This window comes from Bacillus methanolicus MGA3, assembly GCF_000724485.1.
In the GTDB taxonomy this organism is placed as follows: domain Bacteria; phylum Bacillota; class Bacilli; order Bacillales; family Cytobacillaceae; genus Bacillus_Z; species Bacillus_Z methanolicus_A.
Map to the genome: position 1 here is coordinate 1,090,043 of NZ_CP007739.1, position 24,283 is coordinate 1,114,325.

The 24,283-nt window shown below is 38.3% G+C and carries 22 protein-coding genes; all 22 read left to right on the plus strand.

Annotated features, from left to right (window positions below):
• The first annotated feature begins 37 nt into the window (after nt 1–37).
• The 22 genes from BMMGA3_RS05410 to BMMGA3_RS05520 all read left to right on the plus strand — a co-directional run bounded on the left by BMMGA3_RS05410 (nt 38) and on the right by BMMGA3_RS05520 (nt 24,215).
• Nucleotides 38–670: an RsfA family transcriptional regulator gene (locus BMMGA3_RS05410; protein ID WP_003348857.1), complete on the plus strand. Its 633-nt coding sequence runs from the start codon at nt 38–40 to the stop codon at nt 668–670.
• A gap of 161 nt (nt 671–831) precedes the next feature.
• A complete protein-coding gene (locus tag BMMGA3_RS05415; protein ID WP_003348859.1) occupies nt 832–2,223 on the plus strand; it encodes an acetyl-CoA carboxylase biotin carboxylase subunit in 1,392 nt (463 codons plus the stop codon).
• Nucleotides 2,220–2,432 carry a biotin/lipoyl-containing protein gene (locus tag BMMGA3_RS05420; protein WP_003348861.1) on the plus strand — a complete coding sequence of 71 codons (213 nt, stop codon included), beginning with the start codon at nt 2,220–2,222 and terminating at the stop codon, nt 2,430–2,432. Before BMMGA3_RS05415 ends, BMMGA3_RS05420 begins: the two co-directional genes overlap by 4 nt.
• A 37-nt stretch (nt 2,433–2,469) precedes the next feature.
• The gene (locus BMMGA3_RS05425; protein WP_003348863.1) at nt 2,470–4,011 is read left to right on the plus strand and encodes an acyl-CoA carboxylase subunit beta; all 1,542 of its coding nucleotides are present in this window, start codon (nt 2,470–2,472) and stop codon (nt 4,009–4,011) included.
• 149 nt (nt 4,012–4,160) lie between these two features.
• Nucleotides 4,161–5,063 carry a 2-dehydropantoate 2-reductase gene (locus BMMGA3_RS05430; RefSeq protein WP_003348866.1) on the plus strand — a complete coding sequence of 301 codons (903 nt, stop codon included), beginning with the start codon at nt 4,161–4,163 and terminating at the stop codon, nt 5,061–5,063.
• 1 nt (nt 5,064) lies between these two features.
• Complete coding sequence (locus BMMGA3_RS05435) at nt 5,065–5,460, plus strand: DUF3397 domain-containing protein (RefSeq protein ID WP_003348868.1); 396 nt, start codon at nt 5,065–5,067, stop codon at nt 5,458–5,460.
• A gap of 98 nt (nt 5,461–5,558) precedes the next feature.
• Nucleotides 5,559–7,193, plus strand: coding sequence for a bacillithiol biosynthesis cysteine-adding enzyme BshC (gene bshC, locus BMMGA3_RS05440; RefSeq protein ID WP_003348869.1), 1,635 nt, complete (start codon nt 5,559–5,561; stop codon nt 7,191–7,193).
• Nucleotides 7,194–7,411: 218 nt separating this feature from the next.
• Nucleotides 7,412–7,843 (plus strand): division/cell wall cluster transcriptional repressor MraZ, encoded by a 432-nt coding sequence (mraZ, locus tag BMMGA3_RS05445; protein WP_003348871.1) that lies wholly within the window; start codon nt 7,412–7,414, stop codon nt 7,841–7,843.
• 60 nt (nt 7,844–7,903) lie between these two features.
• Entirely contained in the window at nt 7,904–8,836 is a 933-nt protein-coding gene (rsmH, locus tag BMMGA3_RS05450) for a 16S rRNA (cytosine(1402)-N(4))-methyltransferase RsmH (RefSeq protein ID WP_003348873.1), read from the plus strand.
• A gap of 32 nt (nt 8,837–8,868) precedes the next feature.
• The gene (gene ftsL / locus BMMGA3_RS05455; protein WP_003348875.1) at nt 8,869–9,222 is read left to right on the plus strand and encodes a cell division protein FtsL; all 354 of its coding nucleotides are present in this window, start codon (nt 8,869–8,871) and stop codon (nt 9,220–9,222) included.
• Nucleotides 9,222–11,432, plus strand: coding sequence for a penicillin-binding protein (locus BMMGA3_RS05460; RefSeq protein ID WP_003348877.1), 2,211 nt, complete (start codon nt 9,222–9,224; stop codon nt 11,430–11,432). The genes ftsL and BMMGA3_RS05460 overlap by 1 nt, the downstream gene beginning before the upstream one ends.
• A gap of 100 nt (nt 11,433–11,532) precedes the next feature.
• Nucleotides 11,533–13,449 carry a stage V sporulation protein D gene (locus BMMGA3_RS05465; RefSeq protein WP_003348879.1) on the plus strand — a complete coding sequence of 639 codons (1,917 nt, stop codon included), beginning with the start codon at nt 11,533–11,535 and terminating at the stop codon, nt 13,447–13,449.
• Between the two features lie 255 nt (nt 13,450–13,704).
• Nucleotides 13,705–15,165 (plus strand): UDP-N-acetylmuramoyl-L-alanyl-D-glutamate--2,6-diaminopimelate ligase, encoded by a 1,461-nt coding sequence (locus BMMGA3_RS05475; protein ID WP_003348881.1) that lies wholly within the window; start codon nt 13,705–13,707, stop codon nt 15,163–15,165.
• 283 nt (nt 15,166–15,448) lie between these two features.
• The gene (mraY, locus tag BMMGA3_RS05480) at nt 15,449–16,423 is read left to right on the plus strand and encodes a phospho-N-acetylmuramoyl-pentapeptide-transferase (RefSeq protein WP_003348884.1); all 975 of its coding nucleotides are present in this window, start codon (nt 15,449–15,451) and stop codon (nt 16,421–16,423) included.
• Nucleotides 16,424–17,776, plus strand: a complete 1,353-nt coding sequence (gene murD, locus BMMGA3_RS05485) for a UDP-N-acetylmuramoyl-L-alanine--D-glutamate ligase (protein ID WP_003348886.1) — start codon at nt 16,424–16,426, stop codon at nt 17,774–17,776. It begins immediately after the preceding gene.
• A 98-nt stretch (nt 17,777–17,874) separates the two neighbouring features.
• Nucleotides 17,875–18,975 carry a stage V sporulation protein E gene (gene spoVE, locus BMMGA3_RS05490; RefSeq protein ID WP_003348888.1) on the plus strand — a complete coding sequence of 367 codons (1,101 nt, stop codon included), beginning with the start codon at nt 17,875–17,877 and terminating at the stop codon, nt 18,973–18,975.
• Between the two features lie 390 nt (nt 18,976–19,365).
• On the plus strand, nt 19,366–20,469 hold the full coding sequence (gene murG / locus BMMGA3_RS05495) for an undecaprenyldiphospho-muramoylpentapeptide beta-N-acetylglucosaminyltransferase (RefSeq protein WP_003348892.1): 1,104 nt from the start codon (nt 19,366–19,368) through the stop codon (nt 20,467–20,469).
• A 60-nt stretch (nt 20,470–20,529) separates the two neighbouring features.
• On the plus strand, nt 20,530–21,438 hold the full coding sequence (gene murB, locus BMMGA3_RS05500) for a UDP-N-acetylmuramate dehydrogenase (RefSeq protein WP_003348894.1): 909 nt from the start codon (nt 20,530–20,532) through the stop codon (nt 21,436–21,438).
• A gap of 175 nt (nt 21,439–21,613) precedes the next feature.
• Nucleotides 21,614–22,390 carry a cell division protein FtsQ/DivIB gene (locus tag BMMGA3_RS05505; RefSeq protein WP_003348895.1) on the plus strand — a complete coding sequence of 259 codons (777 nt, stop codon included), beginning with the start codon at nt 21,614–21,616 and terminating at the stop codon, nt 22,388–22,390.
• On the plus strand, nt 22,374–23,093 hold the full coding sequence (locus BMMGA3_RS05510; protein WP_034669547.1) for a DUF881 domain-containing protein: 720 nt from the start codon (nt 22,374–22,376) through the stop codon (nt 23,091–23,093). The genes BMMGA3_RS05505 and BMMGA3_RS05510 overlap by 17 nt, the downstream gene beginning before the upstream one ends.
• Before the next feature lie 40 nt (nt 23,094–23,133).
• A complete protein-coding gene (locus BMMGA3_RS05515; protein WP_003348897.1) occupies nt 23,134–23,865 on the plus strand; it encodes a DUF881 domain-containing protein in 732 nt (243 codons plus the stop codon).
• Nucleotides 23,865–24,215 carry a small basic family protein gene (locus BMMGA3_RS05520; RefSeq protein ID WP_003348898.1) on the plus strand — a complete coding sequence of 117 codons (351 nt, stop codon included), beginning with the start codon at nt 23,865–23,867 and terminating at the stop codon, nt 24,213–24,215. The genes BMMGA3_RS05515 and BMMGA3_RS05520 overlap by 1 nt, the downstream gene beginning before the upstream one ends.
• Nucleotides 24,216–24,283 lie beyond the last annotated feature (68 nt).

Genomic DNA, 24,283 nt, shown 5'->3' on the forward strand with positions numbered 1-24,283 from the left:
CATATGTATGAATAAAAACGCTAGGGGGGATATACTGATGTCAACATCTCGACAGGATGCCTGGACACAAGATGAAGATTTATTGCTTGCAGAAGTAGTATTACGCTATATTCGGGACGGAGGGACCCAATTGCAAGCTTTTGAAGAAGTAGGCAAGCGGCTGTCAAGAACGGCTGCAGCATGCGGGTTTCGCTGGAACTCGATTGTAAGAAAACAATATAAATCAGGAATAGAGCTGGCAAAAAAACAGCGAAAGGAACAGAAGAATAATGCTTTAAGTTTAGTAGTGAAAAATAATAAGAGTATTGAGAAAAAAGATGTAATTTCTGCTGTCTTTTTGACTGCTGAGCAAAAAGAAGATCTTTCGTTTGAGACAGTCATTAACTATATAAAAGATCTTTATGATAAAGCCAGTAAATACACTTGTGAGGAAGAAAATACCACAAAATACGCTGAAAAAATAAAAGAATTGGAGAAAAAAACGTTTTATCTGGCCGCAGAAAATGAAAAATTGGCGAAAGAGCTTAAGGCGGTTGAAGAAGATTACCGTGCTTTAATTGAAATTATGGAGCGAGCTAGAAAAATGGTTGTTTTGCAGGAAGAAGATCATCAGCAAAAAGTTAAGTTTCAAATGGATAAGAATGGGAACTTAGAAAGAATTGAAAAATAACATGGGGCTGACCCCGTAAGGAAGAAAGTAAGGCCTTAAGGGGTCAGTCCCTTAATGCAATTGCCTCACTGAATGACTAAAATTCAGAAAATTCTGATCCTGTTATAGAAAGCGTTTTCATTTTTTAGAGGATTTTTTAAATATTTGTAGAAGTAGTTCGTATGAGCGGTCAAATGGAGGCAGAAAGGGGAACGAGAGTGCAAAAAATAATCATTGCAAACAGGGGAGAAATTGCTTCGAGAATAATCAGAACTTGCCATGCACTTGGAATTGAAACAATTGCTGTTTATTCGGACGCCGACAGGGATATGCCATATGTGAAAGAGGCAAAATATGCGTTCCGCATTGGAGAGCCGCTTGTTCAAAAATCATATCTTAATAGTGATCTTTTACTTAAAATTGCCAAATCTGAAAAAGCAGATGGTATTCATCCAGGATATGGATTTTTGTCTGAGAATGCTGATTTTGCAAGAAAAGTGCGGAAAGAAGGTCTTACGTTTATTGGGCCATCTCCAGAAACCATTGAACGAATGGGTGATAAAATCACCGCACGCAATACGATGGAAAAAGCAGGGATACCTGTAATACCGGGAAGCAGAGAAGGATTAACGACGCTTGAAGAAGCGTGTGATTTTGCCGAATCAATCGGATACCCAGTTATGTTAAAGGCAAGCGGCGGCGGAGGCGGAATCGGTATGGTGCATTGTGAAAATCAAAAAGAACTTACTAAGTTTTTTGAGTCAACGAAAGCACGGGCGAAAGCGTATTTTGGCTCAGAGAAAATTTTTATCGAAAAATACATTCAGAATGCCCGGCATATTGAAGTGCAAATATTTGGCGATGCTTATGGAAATATCGTTCATCTATTTGAAAGAGATTGTTCTGTTCAAAGGAGGCACCAGAAAGTCATAGAAGAAACACCTTCCCCATTCTTGTCAGAACATACGAGAAAACAAATGTATGCTGCGGCATTGAAGGCTGCCGAAGTCGTTCATTATGTAAATGCCGGAACGATTGAGTTTATTGTTGATGAGGAAGAAAATTTTTATTTCCTTGAAATGAACACCCGCTTGCAAGTTGAACATCCGATCACGGAACAGATAACGGGACTGGATCTTGTTAAATGGCAAATATTAGTGGCAAAGGGAGAAAGGCTGCCCCTGTTGCAAAATGAAATAAACCGAAGCGGACATGCAATGGAATTTCGCCTTTACGCAGAGGATCCAAATACGTTTATGCCGTCTCCTGGTAAAATAACTGGTTTTAAATGGAAAGAATTTGAAGGAGTCCGTATCGATCATGGTTATTTAGAAGGATGTTTCGTAACCACATTTTACGACCCAATGGTTGCAAAATGTATTTTTTATTCAAAAGCGAGAGAAGATGTCCTAAAAACGGCGAAAGAATTTTTTCAAAACATAAAAATTGAAGGAATCAAAACAAATATTCCATTGTTCATAAATATTATTGATGACAGCGATTTTCAAAATGGGACATATACAACTAAATTCTTAATAGAAAAAACTTTGCAATGGAGCAGGGGGTCACTATGAAAGAAATTACTTCGACGATGGCTGGTACGGTTTTAAATATTCTCGTGAATGTTGGGCAAGATGTTTCCATAGGTCAAGAAGTCATCATTCTCGAATCAATGAAAATGGAAATCCCGGTGGAAAGCCAAATAAGCGGAAAAGTGAGAGGAATAAAAATGAAAATAGGGGATTTCGTGAATGAAGGAGATGTATTAATCGTCTTAGAGTAATGGGCCAATAGAATAACACTAGTATAGGAGGAATAGAATGTCATCTGCAAAAACGATCTCTGAAGCATTAAAAGAGAAGCAGAAAGCGATTGAATCCGGAGGACATCCAAAATATCATGAAAAATTAAGTGTGCAAAATAAATTATTTGTCCGTGATCGTCTTAAGCTATTATTTGATGATGGAAAATATGAGGAAGATGGAAAATTTGCCAATTATATAGCCGGAGATTTGCCTGCAGACGGCGTTGTAACCGGAATTGGCAAAATCAACGGCCAGACTGTTTGTGTTATGGCAAATGATTCAACTGTAAAAGCTGGTTCATGGGGAGCAAGAACGGTTGAAAAAATTATACGCATCCAGGAAACTGCTGAGAAGCTAAAAGTTCCGATCTTATATTTAGTAGATTCGGCAGGAGCAAGAATAACAGACCAGCTTGAGATGTTTCCGAACCGACGCGGTGCAGGGCGAATCTTTTATAATCAAGTGAAGCTTTCAGGCATGGTACCGCAAATTTGCCTCTTGTTTGGGCCGTCTGCTGCGGGAGGTGCTTACATACCTGCGTTTTGTGACATTGTGATAATGGTTGATCAAAATGCATCCATGTACTTAGGCTCTCCGCGTATGGCCGAAAAAGTAATAGGGGAAAAAGTAACACTAGAAGAAATGGGCGGTGCTTATATGCACTGTACGGTAAGCGGATGCGGGGACATGCTTGTTTATTCTGAAGAAGAAGCTATTGAATCAGCAAGAAAATATTTAACTTATTTTCCTCCAAGCTTCAAAGAAAAACCACCATTGATTGAAGGCATTCAGCCGAGAGAAGGGCGTGCTTTAGAAGAAATCATTCCACAAAATCAAAATGCGCCATTTGATATGTATGAATGCATTAATGTTCTAATTGATGAAGGCAGTTTTTTTGAAATAAAAAAGCTGTTTGCTCCTGAATTGATTACCGGACTTGCAAGAATAAATGGCCGGGTGGTTGGAATTATTGCCAACCAGCCAAAAGTAAAAGGCGGGGTTCTTTTTGTTGATTCAGCTGATAAGGGAGCTAAATTTATTCAGCTGTGCGACGCTTTCCATATTCCATTGTTGTTCTTAACGGATGTGCCCGGTTTTATGATCGGAACAAAAGTAGAACGTGCCGGAATTATTCGACATGGAGCAAAATTGATTGCAGCGATGAGTTCTGCGACTGTTCCGAAAATTTCTGTCATTGTCAGGAAGGCGTATGGCGCCGGCCTCTATGCTATGGCAGGGCCTGCTTTTGAACCGGATTGCTGCATTGCACTGCCGACTGCGCAAATTGCTGTAATGGGGCCGGAAGCGGCTGTTAATGCAGTTTATTCAAACAAAATAAATGCAATAGAAGATCCTAAAGAACGAATGGCTTTCATACATGAAAAACAGAAGGAGTATAAAGAACATATCGATATATATAAATTAGCTTCAGAGCTAATAGTTGATGAGATCGTTTCCCCTGCTGATTTAAGGGAAGTCCTTGTTCAGAGATTTTCCTATTATGAGACAAAAGAAATGGTATTCAGCACTCGCAAACATCCTGTCTATCCGGTTTAGATTTTATAAAGCTAATCTTCTATTTTTCGCTCTCAAACCTCCTTTTCATAAGTTGAAAAAGAGGTTTATTTTAATTTGGAGACAAAAGTAACTTTTCATCTTTAAATCTGTTAAAATATTGACTAAATGATGTCAATTGAGGGGTTTTTATGAAAGTTGGGATTATCGGCGGCGGTTCTATCGGATTGCTTTTTGCCTATTATTTAAACAAGTGTTTTGATACAACAATTTACACACGAACAGATCGGCAAGCATGCATGATAGGAGCAAAAGGGTTGTTGTTTGAAAAAAACAAGAAACAAGAAACTGTGCAAATCAAAGCGGAAAGTTTTTTTAATTGGAACGGGGATGAAGATCTTACAGTTATAGCAGTTAAGCAATATCATCTCGAGGATGTGCTCGCTCAAATTCGCGAGAAATCGAACCGTATGGGATCTTTTCTTTTTTTGCAAAATGGAATGGGCCATCTAAAACAAATCAGCAATCTCTCTGCAGAAAATATATATATCGGTTCAGTGGAGAATGGCGCCTACAAAGCTGGTGATCGTCATGTTTGCCATACCGGTGAAGGCGTAAATAGGGTTGCAGTCTATTTTGAAAAGGATCGTTCTCTTATACACAATTTTATTAAGCCGTTATCGGACTTCTTTCCATTTGTGATGGAAGAGAATTATGACGAAATGCTGAAAAAAAAACTGGTTGTCAATGCTGTAATTAATCCTCTGACAGCGATTCTTCGTGTACCTAATGGTGAATTGCTTGCCAATCCTTTTTATCGAGAAATTTTTCGCGCTCTCTTTAAAGAAATAAGTGACGTTTTACATCTTAAAGATGAACACGCCTACTATCAGCACCTTATTAATGTTTGTCAAAAAACAGGAAAAAATCGATCTTCCATGTTAAAAGACATTGAAGAAAACAGAAAAACAGAGGTTGATGCCATTTTAGGATTTTTGCTTGAGGAAGCTAGAAAAGAAAACAGGCTTGCTCCATTATTACATAATTATTATAGCTTAATTAAAGGAATAGAGTATAAGGAGGTGGTGAACTAGGATGTCATCCATTTTCTCTTCTATTATTGCCACATTTGTTACGATGCCTTTTCTTGGGTATGTGGTTGTCTTTATTATCAGCAAACAGCTGACAGGAAACCATCGCCGGTCTGTGCTTCTCGCAATAGACGTAAGTACGTTCTTGTTAATCATTTCGGTTCATTATTTAACGGTTGCGATTTGGAAGAAATCATTTTTAGGAATTATTTTTATTACGATTTTAATAACAGCGATTATATTTGTTTTTTTTCATTGGAAAACGAAAGAGGATATCATTTTTCCGCAAGTTTTCAGAGGGGTTTGGAGGATTAATTTTTTATTGTTTTTTTCTGCATACATAGTTCTATTTCTTTATGGACTGATTCAAAAAGTTGCCTCTTCACTGTCTATGCCGTAAAATTGCCTGGTCTAGGCAAAGCTTTTCCTTTTCAATAATGTCAATGCTATACTCTTTACTGAATGAAAATCGTTTAAAAGAAAGGAAGTATACCATACATGGAGATTTTGAATCTCTCAATCCCGTCTGCAAATCGATTTGCAACGGATTACATAAATCAAGAATCCTATATGAATAAGTTTTTTCATTATAAATTTAAAGATCCTTCCGCAATGTTTGAACGTATAAAAGAACTTCAAGCAAGAAATTTTCAGAGAGAAGAATTAGCCAATTATATTGAGGGCTTTATGGAACGATTTCCTTCGTCTGATGCAGTAAAACGATCTATAGATAAGCTGAGGCAAGAAAACAGTGTAGTGGTGATTGGAGGACAGCAAGCCGGTATATTGACGGGACCGCTTTATACCATTCATAAAATCATTTCCATTGTTGTTTTAGCCCGGCAAAAAGAACGGGAATTTGGCATACCAGTTGTTCCGGTATTTTGGATCGCCGGGGAGGATCACGATTTCTTAGAAATTAACCATATTTACGTTTCAGCGAATCAAAAAATTGAAAAATGGACATATCCCGAAAGGGTCATCGAAAAAAAGATGGCATCCGATATTCCTCTTAATAAAGAGGTTTGTTTAAAATGGATTGAACGCATCATTGAAACATATGGTGAAACGAATCATACAAATTCTTTGCTCGAATTTCTGGAACAATCTTTAAATCATTCAAAGACATTTGTTGATTTTTTTGCCTATATGATTATGGCTTTTTTTAAGGAAACGGGCTTACTGATTGTTGATTCTGGCGACAGGAAACTACGCAGTCTAGAAAAGGATATTTTTGTTAGACAAATAAAAGGATGCAGTGATATTACCCGATCTGTTTTGAGTCAGCAAGACGAGATGAAGAAACAAGGATTTAAGCCGGCAATCGAACTTTCTTCACAAACGGCAAATTTGTTTTATTATGACCCTTCTTTTCAGGAACGGATTTTGCTCGAATACGACAGTAAAGCAGGCAAATTTTTCGGTAAAAATGGAACGGTTTCTTTTTCAGAAGAAGAATTATTAAATATCGCTTTAACGAATCCGGAAAATTTGAGCAATAATGTTGTGACAAGGCCGTTGACACAAGAGTGGCTTTTTCCAACACTTGCATTTATCGGTGGCCCCGGTGAAATAGCCTATTGGGCTGAATTAAAAACTGTTTTCGAAAGATTTGAAATAAAGATGCCGGTGATTGTTCCTCGTTTAAATATTACGTTATTAGAGCGGTCAATTGAAACAGATCTAAACGAATTAGGAATGGATATAAAAGAAGTATTAAGCATGGGGGTGCAAAGACAAAAGGAATTATTCCTTTCCACTATTAAAAATGAAACGATTGAAGCGCTGTTTTTGGAAACAAAAAAGCAGCTCATTGATCAATATGAGCAGATTGAAGAACAAACAAAGCATCATAACAAAGGTTTAATCCCATTATTAAATAAAAACCGCACCTTCATATTAAAACAAATTGATTTTATGCAAAGAAAATTTGAAGAATTCGATAGGCTTAAACACGAAATTACATTAAGAAAGTTTGAACGGATTGAATCTTCCTTAAAACCAAACGGTCTTCCTCAAGAAAGAATCTGGAATATCTTATACTATCTGAACCGATATGGTTTTCGCTTTTTGGATGATCTTTTAAACTTGCCTTATCAATTTGACGGGACACATAAACTCATAAAAATTTAATCGAATTGAAAACATTTAAAGGGAAAGCTTGAATGAAAAGCTTTCCCTTTAATGTTGCAATTATTTATTAAAGCGTTTTCAAAATTTTGTCAGACAAATAAATAAGTCAAATGTTTGTTTTCGGCAGGAAAAAATTAGCTATGGGAAGAATATAAAAAATAGGTGGTGAAAAGTGGGGGTATGTGGTACATTTGAAATAGAAAGTGGGGTTAGTGGGCATGTTCATGGGCGAGTACCATCATAACGTCGATAATAAAGGGCGTTTAATTGTTCCGGCAAAATTCCGCGAGCAACTCGGTGAAATGTTTATATTAACCCGCGGATTGGATCAATGTTTATTTGGCTACCCCCTATCTGAATGGAAGCTGATTGAAGAAAAGTTAAAAGGGCTTCCACTCACCAAAAAAGATGCCCGCGCATTTACCCGATTTTTCTTTTCAGGCGCCACTGAATGCGAACTTGATAAACAAGGAAGGATTAATATTGCCCCCCCGCTGATTCAATACGCCAAATTAGAAAAAGAATGTGTTATCTTAGGAGTTTCCAATCGAATTGAAATATGGAGCAAACCAATTTGGGAAGAATATTTCAATGAATCGGAAGAATCTTTTGCCGAAATTGCAGAAAATATGATTGGATTCGATATATAACAACAGAATTATTATGTTAAAATAATTTTCTGCTATATCGATTGGAAAGGTGGAAATGTATTGTTTGAACATACTACGGTGCTATTGGAAGAAGCTGTTGAGGGGCTTGCGATTAAACCGGACGGAGTATATGTTGATTGTACTCTTGGCGGAGCAGGACACAGCGAGTTGATTTTAAAACACTTGTCTGGAAGAGGAAAACTGTTTGCATTCGACCAAGACGAAACAGCAATAGCGCATGCAAAAGAAAAGCTTATTCCATATGGAGAGAAAATAACAATTATTAAAAGCAATTTCCTTTACATTGAAGAGGAATTGTCCAAATTCGGCATCGATAAAGTTGATGGAGTTTTATACGATCTCGGTGTTTCTTCGCCGCAACTGGACAACCCTGAACGAGGATTTAGCTATCATCATGATGCCCCGCTTGACATGCGGATGGATAAAGATGCGGAACTTTCTGCATTTGATGTGATTAACTATTGGCCGTACGAGGATTTAGTCAGGATTTTCTTTCAATACGGCGAAGAAAAGTTTTCAAAGCAAATTGCAAGAAAAATAGAGACTGCCAGGGCTAAAAAAGCCATTGAAACTACTGGAGAACTTGTTGAAATAATCAAAGACGCCATACCTGCTCCTGCTAGAAGAAAAGGAGGTCATCCTGCCAAAAGAATTTTTCAGGCGGTGCGAATTGCTGTAAATGATGAACTTGGTGTTTTTGAAAAATCTTTGCAAAAGTCGATAAACCTTTTAAATAAGGGCGGCCGAATCAGTGTCATAACATTCCATTCACTTGAGGACCGAATATGTAAAACGGTATTTAAAAATGCCAGTGAGACCCCGAATTTACCCCCGGGTTTGCCAGTGATTCCGCAAGAATATAAACCAATCATGAAGCTAATTACGCGCAAACCAATTGTGCCTAGTGAACGGGAATTAGAGCAAAACAACCGGGCAAGATCGGCTAAATTACGGATTGCAGAAAAATTATAAAAAATAAATGAAAAAAAACAGGAGGGGAAAAAATGGGAAATCTAGCAAGAAAACTGCAGCAGGAACAACAGAATCGTACAAGTCAAGCACCTAAAAAAGCCAAAGTGAAAAAAATTCGGGTTTCACCTGGTGAGATTCTTTTAGGAGTTGTTTTTACAGCGGCAGTTTGTTTTGGAGCCGTGCAAATCGTTTCCAACCAAGCGGCAATATATGAAATAAATAAAGACGTACAAATGGCAGAAAAGAATATTCAAGAACAAAAGAAAGTCAACAGCGACTTAGAGATGCAAGTAAAAGAATTAAGCACATATGATCGGATTTTGAAAAAGGCGAAGGAACTCGGATTACAATTGAATGAAGATAATGTTAAGGTTGTGCAAGACTGATGCAAAAGAAACAACCAAATATGAATCTCGGAGCAGCGGTATTATTTATAATATTCAGCCTGCTCTTTTTTGTCTTGCTATTCAGGTTTATTTCAATCCAAATCACCGGAGAAGCCGCAGGGCAAAATCTTGCGGCTAAAGCACACCAGAAGTACATGAAGGAGATGAAAATAGAGGCTAAGAGAGGAACGATTTATGACAGAAAAGGGGAAGTAGTGGCGGAAGATGGTGTGTCATATACCCTTGTTGCTATTCTTGATAAATCAATGACGACAAATCCAAATAAACCGCAGCATGTCGTCGATCCGGAAATGACTGCCCGGAAATTAGCAAAATATATTGATTTAAGCGAGGACGAAATTTACAAAAGGTTGACCGTAAAAGGCAAATTCCAGGTTGAGTTTGGAAAAGCCGGCCGTGATCTGTCGTATCAAACAAAAAAGAAAATCGAAGAATTAAAACTGCCGGGGATCACATTCAGAAGGGAAATGAAGCGCTTTTATCCGAACGGAATATTTGCTTCCCATGTTGTTGGCTTTGTAGAAAAAGAAGAAGATAAGAAAGGGAATGTAAAATCGGTAGGCAAGATAGGGATTGAAAAAGCATTGAATTCTGAACTTACCGGAAAAGCCGGCTCTGTTCGATTTGAAAGTGATTCTTGGGGCATTTTGCTTCCGGATGGCAAGGAAAAGATTAAACCCGCTAAAAATGGCGATGATGTTTATTTAACAATCGATAAGAAGATCCAAACTTTTCTTGAAGATGCCTTAAGCAAAGTTGATAAAGAATACAATCCTGCAAAAATTATTGCAATTGTTGCAGATCCAAAAACAGGTGAAATTTTAGCTATGGGACAGCGCCCGACATTTAATCCGGAAACACGCGAGGGACTTGGAAAAAGCTGGTATAATGAAGTTGTTGAAAATGCAATTGAACCAGGTTCGACAATGAAGATTTTTACGCTGGCTGCAGCGATTCAAGAAAATGTATTTAATCCAAATGAATGGTACAAGTCAGGCAGCTATCGTGTAACGAAAAACTCACCTGTGATTCGTGACCATAACGGCAGCGGATGGGGGACCATTACATATTTGGAGGGTATACAGCGTTCATCGAACGTTGCTGTGGCTAAAATTGTTAACGAAAAATTAGGTTTTGAAAAATTCAGAGAATATTTGACCAAATTTGGCTTTGATAAACCGACCGGAATTGATTTGCCAAATGAAGTAACCGGAAAAATCAAGTACGATTGGCCGATAGAAAAAATCACGACTGCTTATGGCCAAGGGACTACTGTGACGCCTATCCAGCTAATCCAGGCAGCTATTGCTATTGCAAATGATGGTAAAATGTTGAAACCACATGTTATTGATAAAATTGTCGATTCACAAACCGGGAAAGTAATAAGGGAAACAAAACCTGAAGTAACCGGAACCCCGATTTCAAAAGAGACAGCGAAAAAAGTAAGGGATATTCTTGGAACGGTCGTGTCCTCTCCAAAAGGAACTGGTTATAACCGTTATAATATTAAGGGCTATGAGGTTGCAGGCAAAACTGGAACCGCGAATATACCTGGACCGAACGGAAAGTACTTGAGGGGGAGTAATGATTACCTATTTTCTTTTTTGGGAATGGCACCGAAAGATAATCCGGAACTCATCATGTATGTAGCGGTTCAACAGCCCGAAGTCGGAACCTATGCTGACGGATATAAACCTGTTTCAAAAATTTTTAACACAGTTATGAAGAGCAGTTTGCAGTACTTAAATATTAAACCAGTGCAGCAAGAAAAGGCAGTTGCTAATCTTGTTCCGGATGTAACAGGTTTATCTGTAGAGAAAGCAACGAAAATCTTGCAAGCAAAAGGATTTGATATTGTATTAACAGGAAAGGGGAAAACAATAGAGGCCCAATTGCCGTCAGGAAACACAACGATACTTGAAGGTGAAAAAATTATTCTTAAGACAGAAGGAGATGTAACCGTTCCGGATATGACTGGCTGGTCGAGAAGGGATGTCATGAAATTTGCGAAAATAGGAGGACTTCAGTTAAACATAACTGGCAGCGGTTATGTCGTCAATCAAAAACCAAACCCTGGAGTTTTTTTAAAAAAAGGAGAGTACTTAATTGTACATTTAGAACCTCCAGAAAAGCAAACTAATAACGTGATTGACCAGCAAAGTGATGAACAAAATGCTGTGAAAGATTAATGAATGAATATCCAGCGGTTTTGAGATTGTTCTAATCTTATATGTACAAGCATATAAATGAACGAGCCGTTTAAGTGGTGCAAAGGAGGTTCGTTCATTTATGCGTGTATCAAATGTGACCGTCAGGAAAAGGCTGATGATAGCACTAATGGCGGGAATATTGATATTTTTTATTATCGATCTTCGATTAGGCTATGTTCAATTTTTTCTCGGAAATATGCTGACGGACCGTGCAAAGGATTCCTGGAGCAGAAATATCCCGTTTGAACCGAAGCGCGGAGAGATTATGGACCGAAATGGTGTTCCTTTAGCTACGAATATTAGTGCACCGACTGTTTATGCAGTTCCGAGGCAAATTGAGAATCCGGTTGAAACAGCGGAAAAGCTTTCGGCAGTTTTAAACATGTCAAAGGAAAAAGCATATAAGCTTATTACGAAAAGAGCTTCTTCTGTTAGAATCCCCGAAGGAAGAAAGATTTCCCATGAAAAAGCGAAGGAAATTCGCGCTCTTGGCTTAAAAGGCGTTTATATTGGAGAAGACTCGAAACGGCATTATCCTTTTGGCAATTATTTGTCACACGTTCTTGGATTTACAGGTGCTGATAACCAGGGCCTTATGGGTTTGGAACTTTATTATGATAAGGAATTAAGAGGAGAAAAAGGCTCTGTTAAATTTTATGCGGATGCAAAAGGCAAGCGTATGAATGACATGGCAGATGATTATCAGCCTCCCATTGACGGACTTGATTTAAAACTGACGATTGATTCAAAGATCCAAACAATTGTTGAAAGAGAATTAGACATTGCCCAGGCAACATATCATCCAGATGGAATTATTGCAATTGCCATGAATCCAAATACAGGTGAAATTTTAGCAATGGCATCAAGGCCTGATTTTGACCCGGCAAACTATAAGAATACAGCACCAGAGATTTATAATCGGAATTTACCAGTTTGGAGCACGTATGAACCAGGTTCAACATTCAAAATTATTACTCTTGCGGCTGCACTTGAAGAAGGGAAAGTAGACTTAGAAAAAGACCATTTTCATGACCCTGGATTTGTGAAAGTGGGCGGAGCCACGCTGCGCTGCTGGAAAAGAGGGGGACATGGTTCACAGAGCTTTCTCGAGGTTGTGCAAAATTCATGCAACCCAGGTTTCGTGGAACTTGGACAAAGGCTTGGAAAAGAAAAACTTTTTTCCTATATAAAAAAGTTTGGTTTTGGTGAAAAGACTGGCATAGATCTTCAAGGAGAAGGAACTGGAATACTTTTTAATCTCGATAAGGTCGGACCGGTCGAGCAAGCAACAACAGCTTTTGGCCAAGGGGTTTCTGTAACTCCCATTCAGCAAGTAGCTGCCATTTCTGCGGCCATCAATGGCGGCACTTTATATACTCCTTTTATTGCCAAAGAATTGATCGATCCTAGAACAGGGGAAGTTGTAATGAAAAAATCTCCTGTTGCAAAACGGAAAGTTATTTCCGAGGAAACCTCAAAGAAGATACGTTACGCCTTGGAAAGTGTTGTTGCCCAAGGAACAGGTGGAAAAGCGTTTGTTGATGGCTATCGGGTCGGAGGAAAAACCGGTACCGCGCAAAAAGCGGTAAATGGTAGATATCTTGAAAATAATCATATTGTATCTTTTATCGGGTTTGCCCCGGCAGATGATCCGGAGCTTGTTGTTTATGTTGGCGTTGATAATCCGAAAGGCACTGTTCAATTTGGAGGTGTTGTGTCCGCACCGATTGTAGGCCACATTATGGGGGACAGTTTAAGAGCTATGGGAGTTAAACCGCGTAAAGATCAGATTGAAAAAGAAAGGACATTTACGGATCCACGTATGATTGAAGTTCCGGATTTAGTCGGTTTATCAAAAGAGGAGCTAGGGGAAGTTTTCTCAACTTTTAAGATTGACGCAAGTGGTGATGGAGATATTGTTGTAAAGCAAACTCCGCAGCCGGGAGTAAAATTAAAAGAAGGATCAACGATCAGGCTATATTTTGGCAATAATTAAGTGGCTGGTTATATGAGATGGGCGGCAATCGAAGATATCGCCGCCCCGTTTCCATTTTCCTGTTATTGAAATTCAAAAATCTAATATTTGCACATAGGTTTCATTTTCCACTAATAAAAATCTATTGCAAAAATGGCTTAATTCATTTTTTTCATGTAAAATAATAACCGCCGTATTAGAAAGAAAAGAATTAAAAAATGGCGGACAATTATTAAACGTTTTTATGATCATTGGTTTTTGAGAGGATTGAGACAAATGAAATTACATACATTGCTAAAATTTCTGCACCCTCTTGTTCCTTATAACGGGGACGATCCTGAAATTACAGCGATTCATAATGATAATCGCTTAGTTGAACCGGGGAGCCTGTTTATTTGTATAAAAGGACATACAGTTGATGGACATGATTTTGCTCAGTCTGCTGTTGAAAAAGGAGCTGCAGCGATACTCGCTGAAAGAGATTTGCAACTTGATGTACCTGTTATCATCGTAAAAAATACATACCGGGCCATGGCTGTACTCGCTGACGCATTTTACGGCCAGCCAAGCCATAAACTACATTTAATCGGGATTACCGGAACGAACGGTAAGACGACAACGAGTCATTTAATTGAAAAAATTTTTTCTGATGCCGGAAAAAAAACCGGATTAATCGGAACAATGTATACAAAAATTGGTGACCAGACTTTTGAAACGAAAAATACTACCCCGGAAAGCTTAACATTACAAAAAACATTCAAGCAAATGATTGACAGCGGTGTTGAAACCGCAGTGATGGAAGTATCTTCACATGCATTGGTTTATGGCCGGGTGCACGGCTGTGATTACAATGTCGCGGTTTTTACAAATTTGACACAAGATCATCTTGATTATCATAAAACAATGGATGAGTACCGCCGGGCAAAAGGTTTGTTATTCTCCCAGCTCGGAAATACCTTTTGCCATGACAAACCAAAATTTGCTGTTCTGAATGCAGATGATCCTGCTTCTCGAGAGTATATCCAATCAACGGCTGCTCATGTCATCACTTACGGGATTGATCAGCCTGCCGATATTAAAGCGGAAAATTTGAAGATAACAGCAAACGGAACGGTTTTTGATTTGATAACACCGTTCGGAGTCGAAAAAATTTCAATGAAGCTCATCGGAAAATTTAGTGTCTATAATGTGCTGGCAAGTATTGGCGCATGTCTAGTCTCTGGCATTCCACTTAAGCAAATGATCAAATCGATCGAAGAAGTGGAAGGAGTGCCGGGCCGTTTCGAATTAGTGAATGCAGGACAAGATTTTGCGGTTATCGTTGATTATGCCCATACACCAGACAGTCTTGAAAATGTATTAAAAACCGTTAAACAATTTGCTGAACGAAATATTTATGTCGTTGTTGGCTGCGGGGGTGACAGAGACCGTACGAAGCGTCCGTTAATGGCTAAGATTGCTTGCAAGTATGCGACACATCCAATTTTCACCTCGGATAACCCGCGTAGTGAAGATCCTCTTCAAATTATCCGTGACATGGAAGAAGGAGTTAAGGGTAAACAGTACAAGTCTATTGTAGACCGAAAAGAAGCAATTACATATGCGATAAACAACGCCCAAAAAGGTGATGTAATATTGATTGCTGGAAAAGGGCATGAAACGTATCAGCAAATTGGAAGTGAAGTATTTGATTTTGATGATCGGGTTGTCGCGAAAGAAGCGATTGAAAAAAGATAAACAATTATTTCCATTTGATTGGATATAACAGAAGTTATTGGAGAGTATAGAAGGACTCCATGGATTTTCAAACTTTTTTACAAATGATTAAATGAAAGGTATCAAGACAAATGAAACAAATAAAAAATTTTATTCCAAAAATGATTATGGTCAAAAATGTGGCAAACATCTTTTTTCATAACGTAAAACTTCTTAATGAAAATCATGTTACATATGATGTAGCTATGAAAGCTGAAAGATTAAATAAATTTTCGGTTGCGGTCTCTAATTAGGAGGGAATAAAGTGCTGGAGCAAGTTATTTTTTTTACTATATTAATGGCTTTTTTAATTACAGTGATCCTGTCTCCTATATTTATTCCTTTCTTAAGAAGATTAAAGTTTGGACAAAGCATTCGAGAAGAAGGCCCGAAGTCTCATCAAAAAAAATCAGGAACTCCGACAATGGGAGGCATCATGATTCTCCTGTCAATTGTGGCAACGACATTTATTATGACAGGAAAATTCTCCGAGCCGACAATTAAAACATATTTGCTGTTGTTTGTAACACTTGGATTCGGTCTGCTCGGATTTTTGGATGATTTTATTAAAGTGGTAATGAAGCGAAATTTAGGCTTAACATCAAAGCAAAAGCTTCTTGGCCAAATAATTATTTCTGCCGTTTTTTATTTCGTTTTAAAAACAAACGAATTTTCAACAGATTTACATATTCCATTGACTGACTATTCGCTAGATCTCGGCTGGCTTTATGCATTCTTTATTATCTTTTGGCTAGTCGGTTTTTCTAATGCTGTCAATTTGACAGATGGTTTAGACGGACTTGTTTCCGGGACGGCAGCTATTGCGTTTGGCGCATTTGCCGTTTTAGCTTGGAATCAATCCCAGTTTGAAGTCGCGATATTTTCCGTCGCTGTTGTTGGGGCAGTTCTTGGTTTTTTAGTATTCAATGCTCATCCTGCCAAAGTGTTTATGGGAGATACCGGATCGCTTGCCCTCGGGGGAGCAATTGCAGCGGTCGCCATTTTGACTAAATTGGAAATTTTATTAATCATTATTGGCGGAGTCTTTGTTATCGAGACATTATCTGTTATTCTACAAGTGATTTCTTTTAAAACAACGGGGAAAAGAATATTCAAAATGAGTCCGCTCCATCATCATTATGAGCTTTCAGGATGGTCAGAGTGGCGCGTAGTTGTAACATTTTGGACGGTTGGCTTGCTATTAGCCGTACTAGGAATTTATTTAGAGGTGTGGTTGTAATTGAAATATATAAATCGATATCTTCATAAAAAAATTCTCGTTTTAGGTTTAGCTAAGAGCGGAGTGAGTGCTGCATCCCTCCTGCATAAATTAGGGGCATTTGTTACTGTCAATGACAAAAAGCCGCTATCTGAAAACCCTGAAGCTCAAGGATTATTGGAACAGGGAATTAAAGTCATTTGCGGCGATCATCCAATTGAGCTTTTAGATGAAGGCTTTGAGTTGATCGTAAAAAATCCCGGAATCCCTTATTATAATCCGATGATCAAGGGTGCAATCGAAAAAGGGATTCCAGTCATAACAGAAGTTGAACTAGCTTATCAAATATCGGAAGCGCCATTTATAGGAATCACGGGAACAAACGGAAAAACAACGACAACAACGCTCATCTATGAAATGCTGAATGCTGGGTATAAAAATCCGTTGATTGCCGGAAACATCGGAACGGTAGCTTCTGATGTGGCTCAAAAAGCCGGGGAACACAATACGATTGTTATTGAGTTGTCATCATTTCAATTAATGGGCATTGATGCATTCAAGCCGAAAGTTGCGATTCTTACCAACATTTATGATGCCCATCTTGATTATCATGGAACAAAAGAAGAGTATATAAACGCGAAAGCAATGATAACAAAGAATCAAACGGAAGATGACTATTTTATATATAATGCTGATCAAGAAATTGTTGCTCGAATCGCGGAAAGCACTCGTGCGAAAACCATTCCGTTTTCTACTGCACAAGTATTAAACGATGGCATTTATGTAAAAGATGGAGCCGTTTTCTTTAATGGTGAACAAATTATTCATACAAGTGATATTGCGCTTCCGGGGGAACACAATTTAGAAAATATACTTTCAGCTGTTGCCGCAGCAAAATTAGCAGGCGTTAATAACGATGCGATTTTTCGTGTGTTAAACACTTTTAAAGGTGTAAAGCACCGCCTGCAATTTGTATGTGAACTTAATGGAAGAAAGTTTTACAATGATTCAAAGGCAACAAATATACTAGCGACAACAAAAGCACTTGCTGCATTTAAAGAACCGGTTATCCTTTTAGCAGGTGGATTGGATCGGGGGAATGAATTTGATGAACTTGTTCCTTCACTAAAAAACGTGAAAGTACTCATAACATTTGGACAGACTGCAGAAAAACTGGAACGCGCAGGACGCATGGCAGGAATAAAAACCATTCTTCGTGTCGATAATGTGGAAAGCGCCGTACCACAAGCTTACAAGCAATCGGAACAGGGAGATGTGATTCTTCTTTCTCCGGCTTGTGCGAGCTGGGATCAATATAAAACTTTTGAAGTGAGGGGAGACATTTTTATCGAAGCGGTGCATAAGCTTAAGTAAGGGCTTGTCTTCGAAACAATCCGTGCAAAAACCTCGTGTTTTAACTCGTTTCAGGACAGATCGCTATTGCCCTAAAACTTGTATTCGAGGTGTGTTGCATGCCGACAAAAAAAGCGACTCCCGATATGATCTTAATCATTGTTACTTTTACACTTCTTGCAGTCGGGCTAATTATGGTTTACAGTGCAAGCGCTGTATGGGCAGAATATAAATTTAACGACTCATTCTTTTTTGCAAAAAGGCAATTGCTTTTCGCGGGTGTCGGAATAATCGCGATGTTTTTCATTATGAATGTTGATTATTGGACATGGAAAACTTGGGCCAAAGTGCTCCTTTTGATTTGTTTTGTACTCTTGCTTCTTGTTTTAATTCCGGGGATTGGAAATGAACGGAACGGTTCGCGGAGCTGGATCGGAGTAGGAGCTTTTTCGATCCAGCCTTCTGAATTTATGAAGCTGGCGATGATTGCTTTTTTAGCAAAATTTCTATCAGAGCGGCAAAAGAAGATAACTTCATTTAAGTATGGTCTAGCCCCCTCGTTAGCACTTGTATTTTCAGCATTTGCCCTTATTATGCTCCAGCCCGATCTTGGCACAGGAACAGTAATGGTTGGAACGTGCTTGGTTATGATCTTTATTGCCGGAGCTAGAATAAGCCATTTTGTCGGATTGGGATTAATCGGGGTTGCCGGATTTGTCGGCTTAGTCCTGTCAGCGCCGTACCGGATCAAAAGGATTACTTCGTTTCTTGATCCATGGCAGGATCCGCTTGGCACCGGGTTTCAAATCATTCAATCGCTTTATGCAATTGGTCCCGGAGGTTTGTTTGGACTTGGACTTGGACAGAGCAGGCAAAAGTTTTTTTACTTGCCAGAGCCTCAAACAGACTTTATATTTGCGATCCTCGCTGAAGAGCTTGGTTTTATTGGAGGGTCCTTAGTTCTGCTTCTGTTTTCCCTTCTTCTATGGAGAGGAATTAGAATCGCATTAGGAGCCCCTGATTTATATGGAAGCTTACTTGCGGTTGGCATCATTGCGATGATAGCCATTCAGGTAATGATTAACATAGGTGTGGTAACCGGTTTAATGCCTGTAACCGGGATCACCTTGCCATTTTTAAGCTATGGAGGTTCTTCGTTGACACTCATGCTAATGGCAATTGGAGTTCTCTTAAACATAAGCCGATATGCAAGATATTAGGAAAAGCGGAAGCGTCTTGCTCAGGCCCGATGGGCATAAGACAGCCTCCGAGGAGGCAGCTCGTGAGCCACTACAGGAGGATGGCTTATGACCCCGAGGGCCTAGACGCTGCAGCTGGACAAAAAAAGAAAAAGACAGTTTATTTCAACATACCCTGCATTGCAGGGTTTCTTTTTGTTGTAACTTTGGTGAGAACCATAAAAAATTAAATCATGTTTTCATCAATGTTAAAATTAGATGACAATCTTTTTTTATTCTTCTTTTAAAAGTTTGCGATATAGTAGAATAGGGGAGAGCAACTGAATGCTTCTTTCAACATCTAAGAATTTGCTTAACGAATGAGAAAAGGGGTTCTATAGCTCCTTTACTCTATTCCTGTGAGGTGGAAAAATGAAAATAGTTGTCAGTGGAGGGGGAACGGGAGGACATATCTATCCTGCGCTCGCTCTAATACGCGAAATTGCAAAAGAGAATAAAAATGCTGAATTTCTATATATTGGTACTGAAAAAGGATTGGAAAAAAATATTGTAACCCGTGAACAAATTCCTTTTAAATCGATACATATTACCGGTTTTAAACGCAAATTGTCTTTTGAAAATATCAAAACAGTTTTGCGGTTCGTTAAAGGTGTGAGAGACAGTAAAAAAATTTTAAAGCAATTTCATCCAGATGTCGTCATCGGAACAGGGGGATATGTTTGTGGACCGGTTGTTTATGCAGCTTCAAGAATAGGGATTCCTACAATCATTCATGAACAAAATAGCGTGCCCGGTCTAACAAATAAATTCTTAAGCCGTTATGTAGATAAAATTGCCGTCTGCTTTGAAGAAGCGAAAGCTTTTTTTCCTAGTGAAAAAGTTGTATTAACCGGAAATCCCCGCGCTTCAGAGGTAGTCGGACAAGACGGGATAAGAGGAAGGCTTTCTTCAGGCCTTAAAGTGAAAGATCCGGCCGTTTTGATATTTGGCGGAAGCCGCGGAGCCAGACCAATAAATGAAGCTGTTTTAAAATCATTGTCCCAGTTTGAGGAAAAACCGTACCAAATTTTATATGTAACCGGAGATGTGCATTATGAGGAAGTGAAAAAAGAAGTTGAATTAATTGGAAATCCTGATAATGTTGTCATAAAACCGTTTATTCATAATATGCCCGAGGTTCTTGCAGGCATTGATTTAGTGGTATCAAGAGCTGGAGCAACTACTTTAGCGGAATTAACTTCTTTAGGTATTCCGAGCATTCTTATTCCAAGTCCTTATGTTACGAATAATCATCAGGAGAAAAATGCAAGAGCATTAAGCGATCATGGCGCAGCCATTGTATTGCTTGAAAAAGATTTGACCGGTTCAAAACTTGTTGAACATATTGACCAGATTCTTTTAGATAAAGATAAATTAACTGAAATGAAGAATGCTGCAAGAAGGCTTGGAATGCCTGATGCAGCCAGAAAACTTTACCAGGTTATTCAAGAGATTGCAACTAAAAAACAAAAGTAGCCCAGACTTCCTTTTGCGCATAGACTAATTACATAATAAGGAAATGAAAGGAAGGTTTATATGAAAGAATTGATAAAAAAACTTAAAGAATTAAATGTTGGTAAAGTGAAGGAAAATGAACCTTTAGCAAACCATACGACGATAAAAATTGGCGGGCCGGCCGATTTGTTTATCGAGCCTTCATCAATTGATAACTTAATAAAGACAATGGATTTAATCCGTGAATATAACGTGAAGTGGAGAGCAATCGGGAGAGGATCCAACTTGCTAGTTTCCGATAAAGGGATTGAAGGGGCAGTTATCAAACTGGGCCCCGGGTTAGATGGCTTAGAAGTAAATGATACTGTTGTAAAAGTCGGGGGAGGCCACTCTCTTGTCAGTCTAGCAACGATGATTAGCAGAAAGGGATTGTCCGGGCTGGAATTTGCCGGAGGAATTCCCGGATCTGTCGGCGGTGCCGTTTATATGAATGCGGGTGCACATGGGTCAGATATTTCTAACATATTAGTCAAAGCCCATATTCTTTTTGAAGACGGTACAATGGAATGGCTGACAAATGATGAAATGGAGTTTTCATACAGAACTTCAGTTTTACAGAAAAAACGCCCGGGAATTGTTGTAGAAGCTGTTTTTCAGCTTGAAAAAGGGGAAAAGGAAGAGATATTATCAGTATTACAAAAAAATAAAGATTATCGAAAAGAAACCCAGCCTTGGAATTTTCCGTGTGCAGGAAGTATTTTTAGAAATCCACTCCCACATTATGCCGGGAAATTAATTGAATCCGCGGGATTAAAAGGCCATTCAATCGGCGGTGCCATGATCTCTGAAATGCATGGTAATTTTATTGTAAATACGGGAAATGCAAAAGCTGATGATGTTCTTTCTTTGATTCAGCATATCAAAGATACGATTTACAATTTATATCAAATAAAAATGGAAACAGAAGTTGAAATAATTGGCCGAAAGTAACAAGAATATCCTTACTGCTTACAAATTTTGTGATATAATTGCCTAGCAATGCAAATACCGATTGGAATTTTTGTGAAAACGGCATGTATATCGTGCCGTTGTTTTCACTTTACTCAAAGGATTTTTCTTTGAATGGAAAAAAGTCAGCTTCACTTTATTAGTGGTGGTGAATTGGATGGAAAAGGGGAAAGTTGTCTCAATAGAAGACAGAATTCCTAAACTTAAACAACAGAGGCGAAGAAAAGCGAATAGAAGAGTGATATTGCTTCTCTTAATGTTTTTTTTATTGATCGCCTGTGTTGTTTATTTTCAATCACCATTAAGTCATGTTAGAACGGTTAAGGTTAACGGGAATGAAGTGTATCCGAAGGGTGAACTTCTTAAAATGATTGGTATTTCAGAATCGACAAATATTTGGAAGGTAGATAAGAAAGCAATAGAGAATAAGTTGAAAAAATTGCCCGAGATTAAGTCTGCAAATGTAAAGATTAAGTTTCCTCATACCGTAATTGTAAATGTAAAGGAATATAGGCGTATTGCTTACATCGTAAAAGAGTCAAGCTATTTGCCGGTTCTTGAAAACGGAAAAATTTTAACACGTGGACAAACTACTCAATTACCTGTAAGCGCCCCTTTATTAATTGGGTTTTCAGAAGGTGACGTTTTGAAAGAAATGATTTCAAGTCTTCAAAAGTTACCTGAGGAAGTGATAAATTCCATATCTGAAATCCATTATAAACCAAAGAAAACAGATTCATACAGGATTATCCTTTATATGAATGATGGTTTTGAGGTAAGTGCGACGTTGAGAAGTTTTGCAGAAAAAATGGTTCATTACCCTTCAATTGTCAGTCAGCTTGATCCTGACAAAAAAGGTGTTATCGATTTGGAAGTAGGCTCTTATTTCAAGGCTTTTGATGATAAAGGGGCTGAAAATGTTGAAGAACAATAAGATGATGAAGGTAAAGGGTAATCACGTCATTCTTTCATTCGTTTGTCTCGTTCTTGGTTTCATGCTTGCTTTTTCCTATCATTTAACAAAAAAGGAAAAGGAAGCTTCAAAAATTACTGACGTGGAGTGGGAAAAGACGCTAGACCTTCGTAATCAGCTGATCAAGCAGGAACAAATAAACCGGGAGCTGCAAAAGGAATTAAATCAAAGACAAGAAAAGGTTCGTGAAATTGAAAAGCACCTCGCAAAAGAAGCTCAGGTTTATTACAATCTTGCAGAAGATGCTGAAAAATATCGGATGTATTTAGGAAAAGTAGCAGTAAAAGGGAAAGGTGTCCAAATTACACTTAATGATGGTGAATATAATCCAAATGAAGATAACGTTAATAATTACCTAGTGCATGAACATCATATTTTTAAAGTTATTAACGAATTGTATATAACAGGGGCTCAAGCCGTTGCTATCAACGGACAAAGGTTGTCCCACAATTCATATATAGTATGTGATGGGCCTGTGATCACAGTGGACGGATATCAGCATTCAGCTCCTTTCGTCATAACAGCAATCGGTGATCCTGATGTGCTGGAGTCGGCGATTAATTTAACCGGCGGGGTCAAAGACCAATTAGTAAATGACAATATTTTGTTCAGCATTGAGAAAAAGGACGAGATTATTCTTGACCCCATTCTCGGAAGTAATTAAGTGTCCACATTGATTGGGTGAATAAGAAGGTGGAGAAAAAGTGGACAAGAGAAAGATGATTAACTTTACGTTAATTATGATGGTGATTGGGTTTATGTTAGCCGTTCAATTTCAGACAGTTAAAGAACCAGTAACCCGCGATACGAGAGGCACCTGGCAGCTCCGAGAGGATTTGCTTAAAGAAAAAGAACTATCATCAAAGCTTATTCAGGAAATCCGTTCGAATGAAGAAAAACTTGATAAGTATGAAACGGAACGAGATCAGAGCAAAGAACAAGTATTAAGAGAAACCCTTGAAGAGCTAAAAAGAGAAGCAGGCATGACGGAAATAACAGGTCCAGGCATTAAATTAAGAATAGAACCGGTATATGAAGAGCTGATGCTTGGTAAAACGGTTTCTTCCATTTCACCGGAATTATTAAAAAGACTTGTCAATGAATTGAATATGAATGATGCACTTCATATATCTATTGATGGACAACGGATCATTAATACAACGGTTATTCGGGATGTAAATAGGGAAACAAAGATCGATAGACATTCCCTTAACAAGCTGCCAATTGAAGTTCTTGTCATAACTGAAAATATGAAGACGGCAGAAAAACTTTATAACCGTATGAAAGTCTCAAAATCTGTTGAAGAATTTTTTATTGACAACTTAAGGATCGTGGTTTCTCCACCTGAAAAAGAAATTACGATACCTGCATATAACGATTCCATCCACATCAGGTATATGAAAGCTGTAAGACCTGACGAAGGGGGCAAATCATAATGTGGCTTCCGTTATTAGGCCTTATACTAGGGGTTATTCTCGGCTTACTGACCGATATAAAAATTCCGGAAGAGTACTCAAACTATTTATCAATTGCTGTGCTTGCTTCTTTAGACACACTTTTTGGAGGAATTCGTGCACATTTGCAAAATATTTACGACGAAAAAGTATTTGTTTCTGGTTTCTTTTTCAATATAATTTTGGCTGCAAGTTTAGCTTTTCTAGGGGTACATCTTGGTGTAGACTTATATTTAGCAGCTGTTTTTGCATTTGGTGTAAGGCTTTTCCAAAATATTGCAGTCATCCGGCGGCTGTTGTTAACGAAATGGTCTTCGAACCGTGAAAATTAGAAAAAAATTTGAGTTTTTTTTAAAGGGAAAAGCTTAATTGTGACGAATATTTTTATGAAGAAAAACGT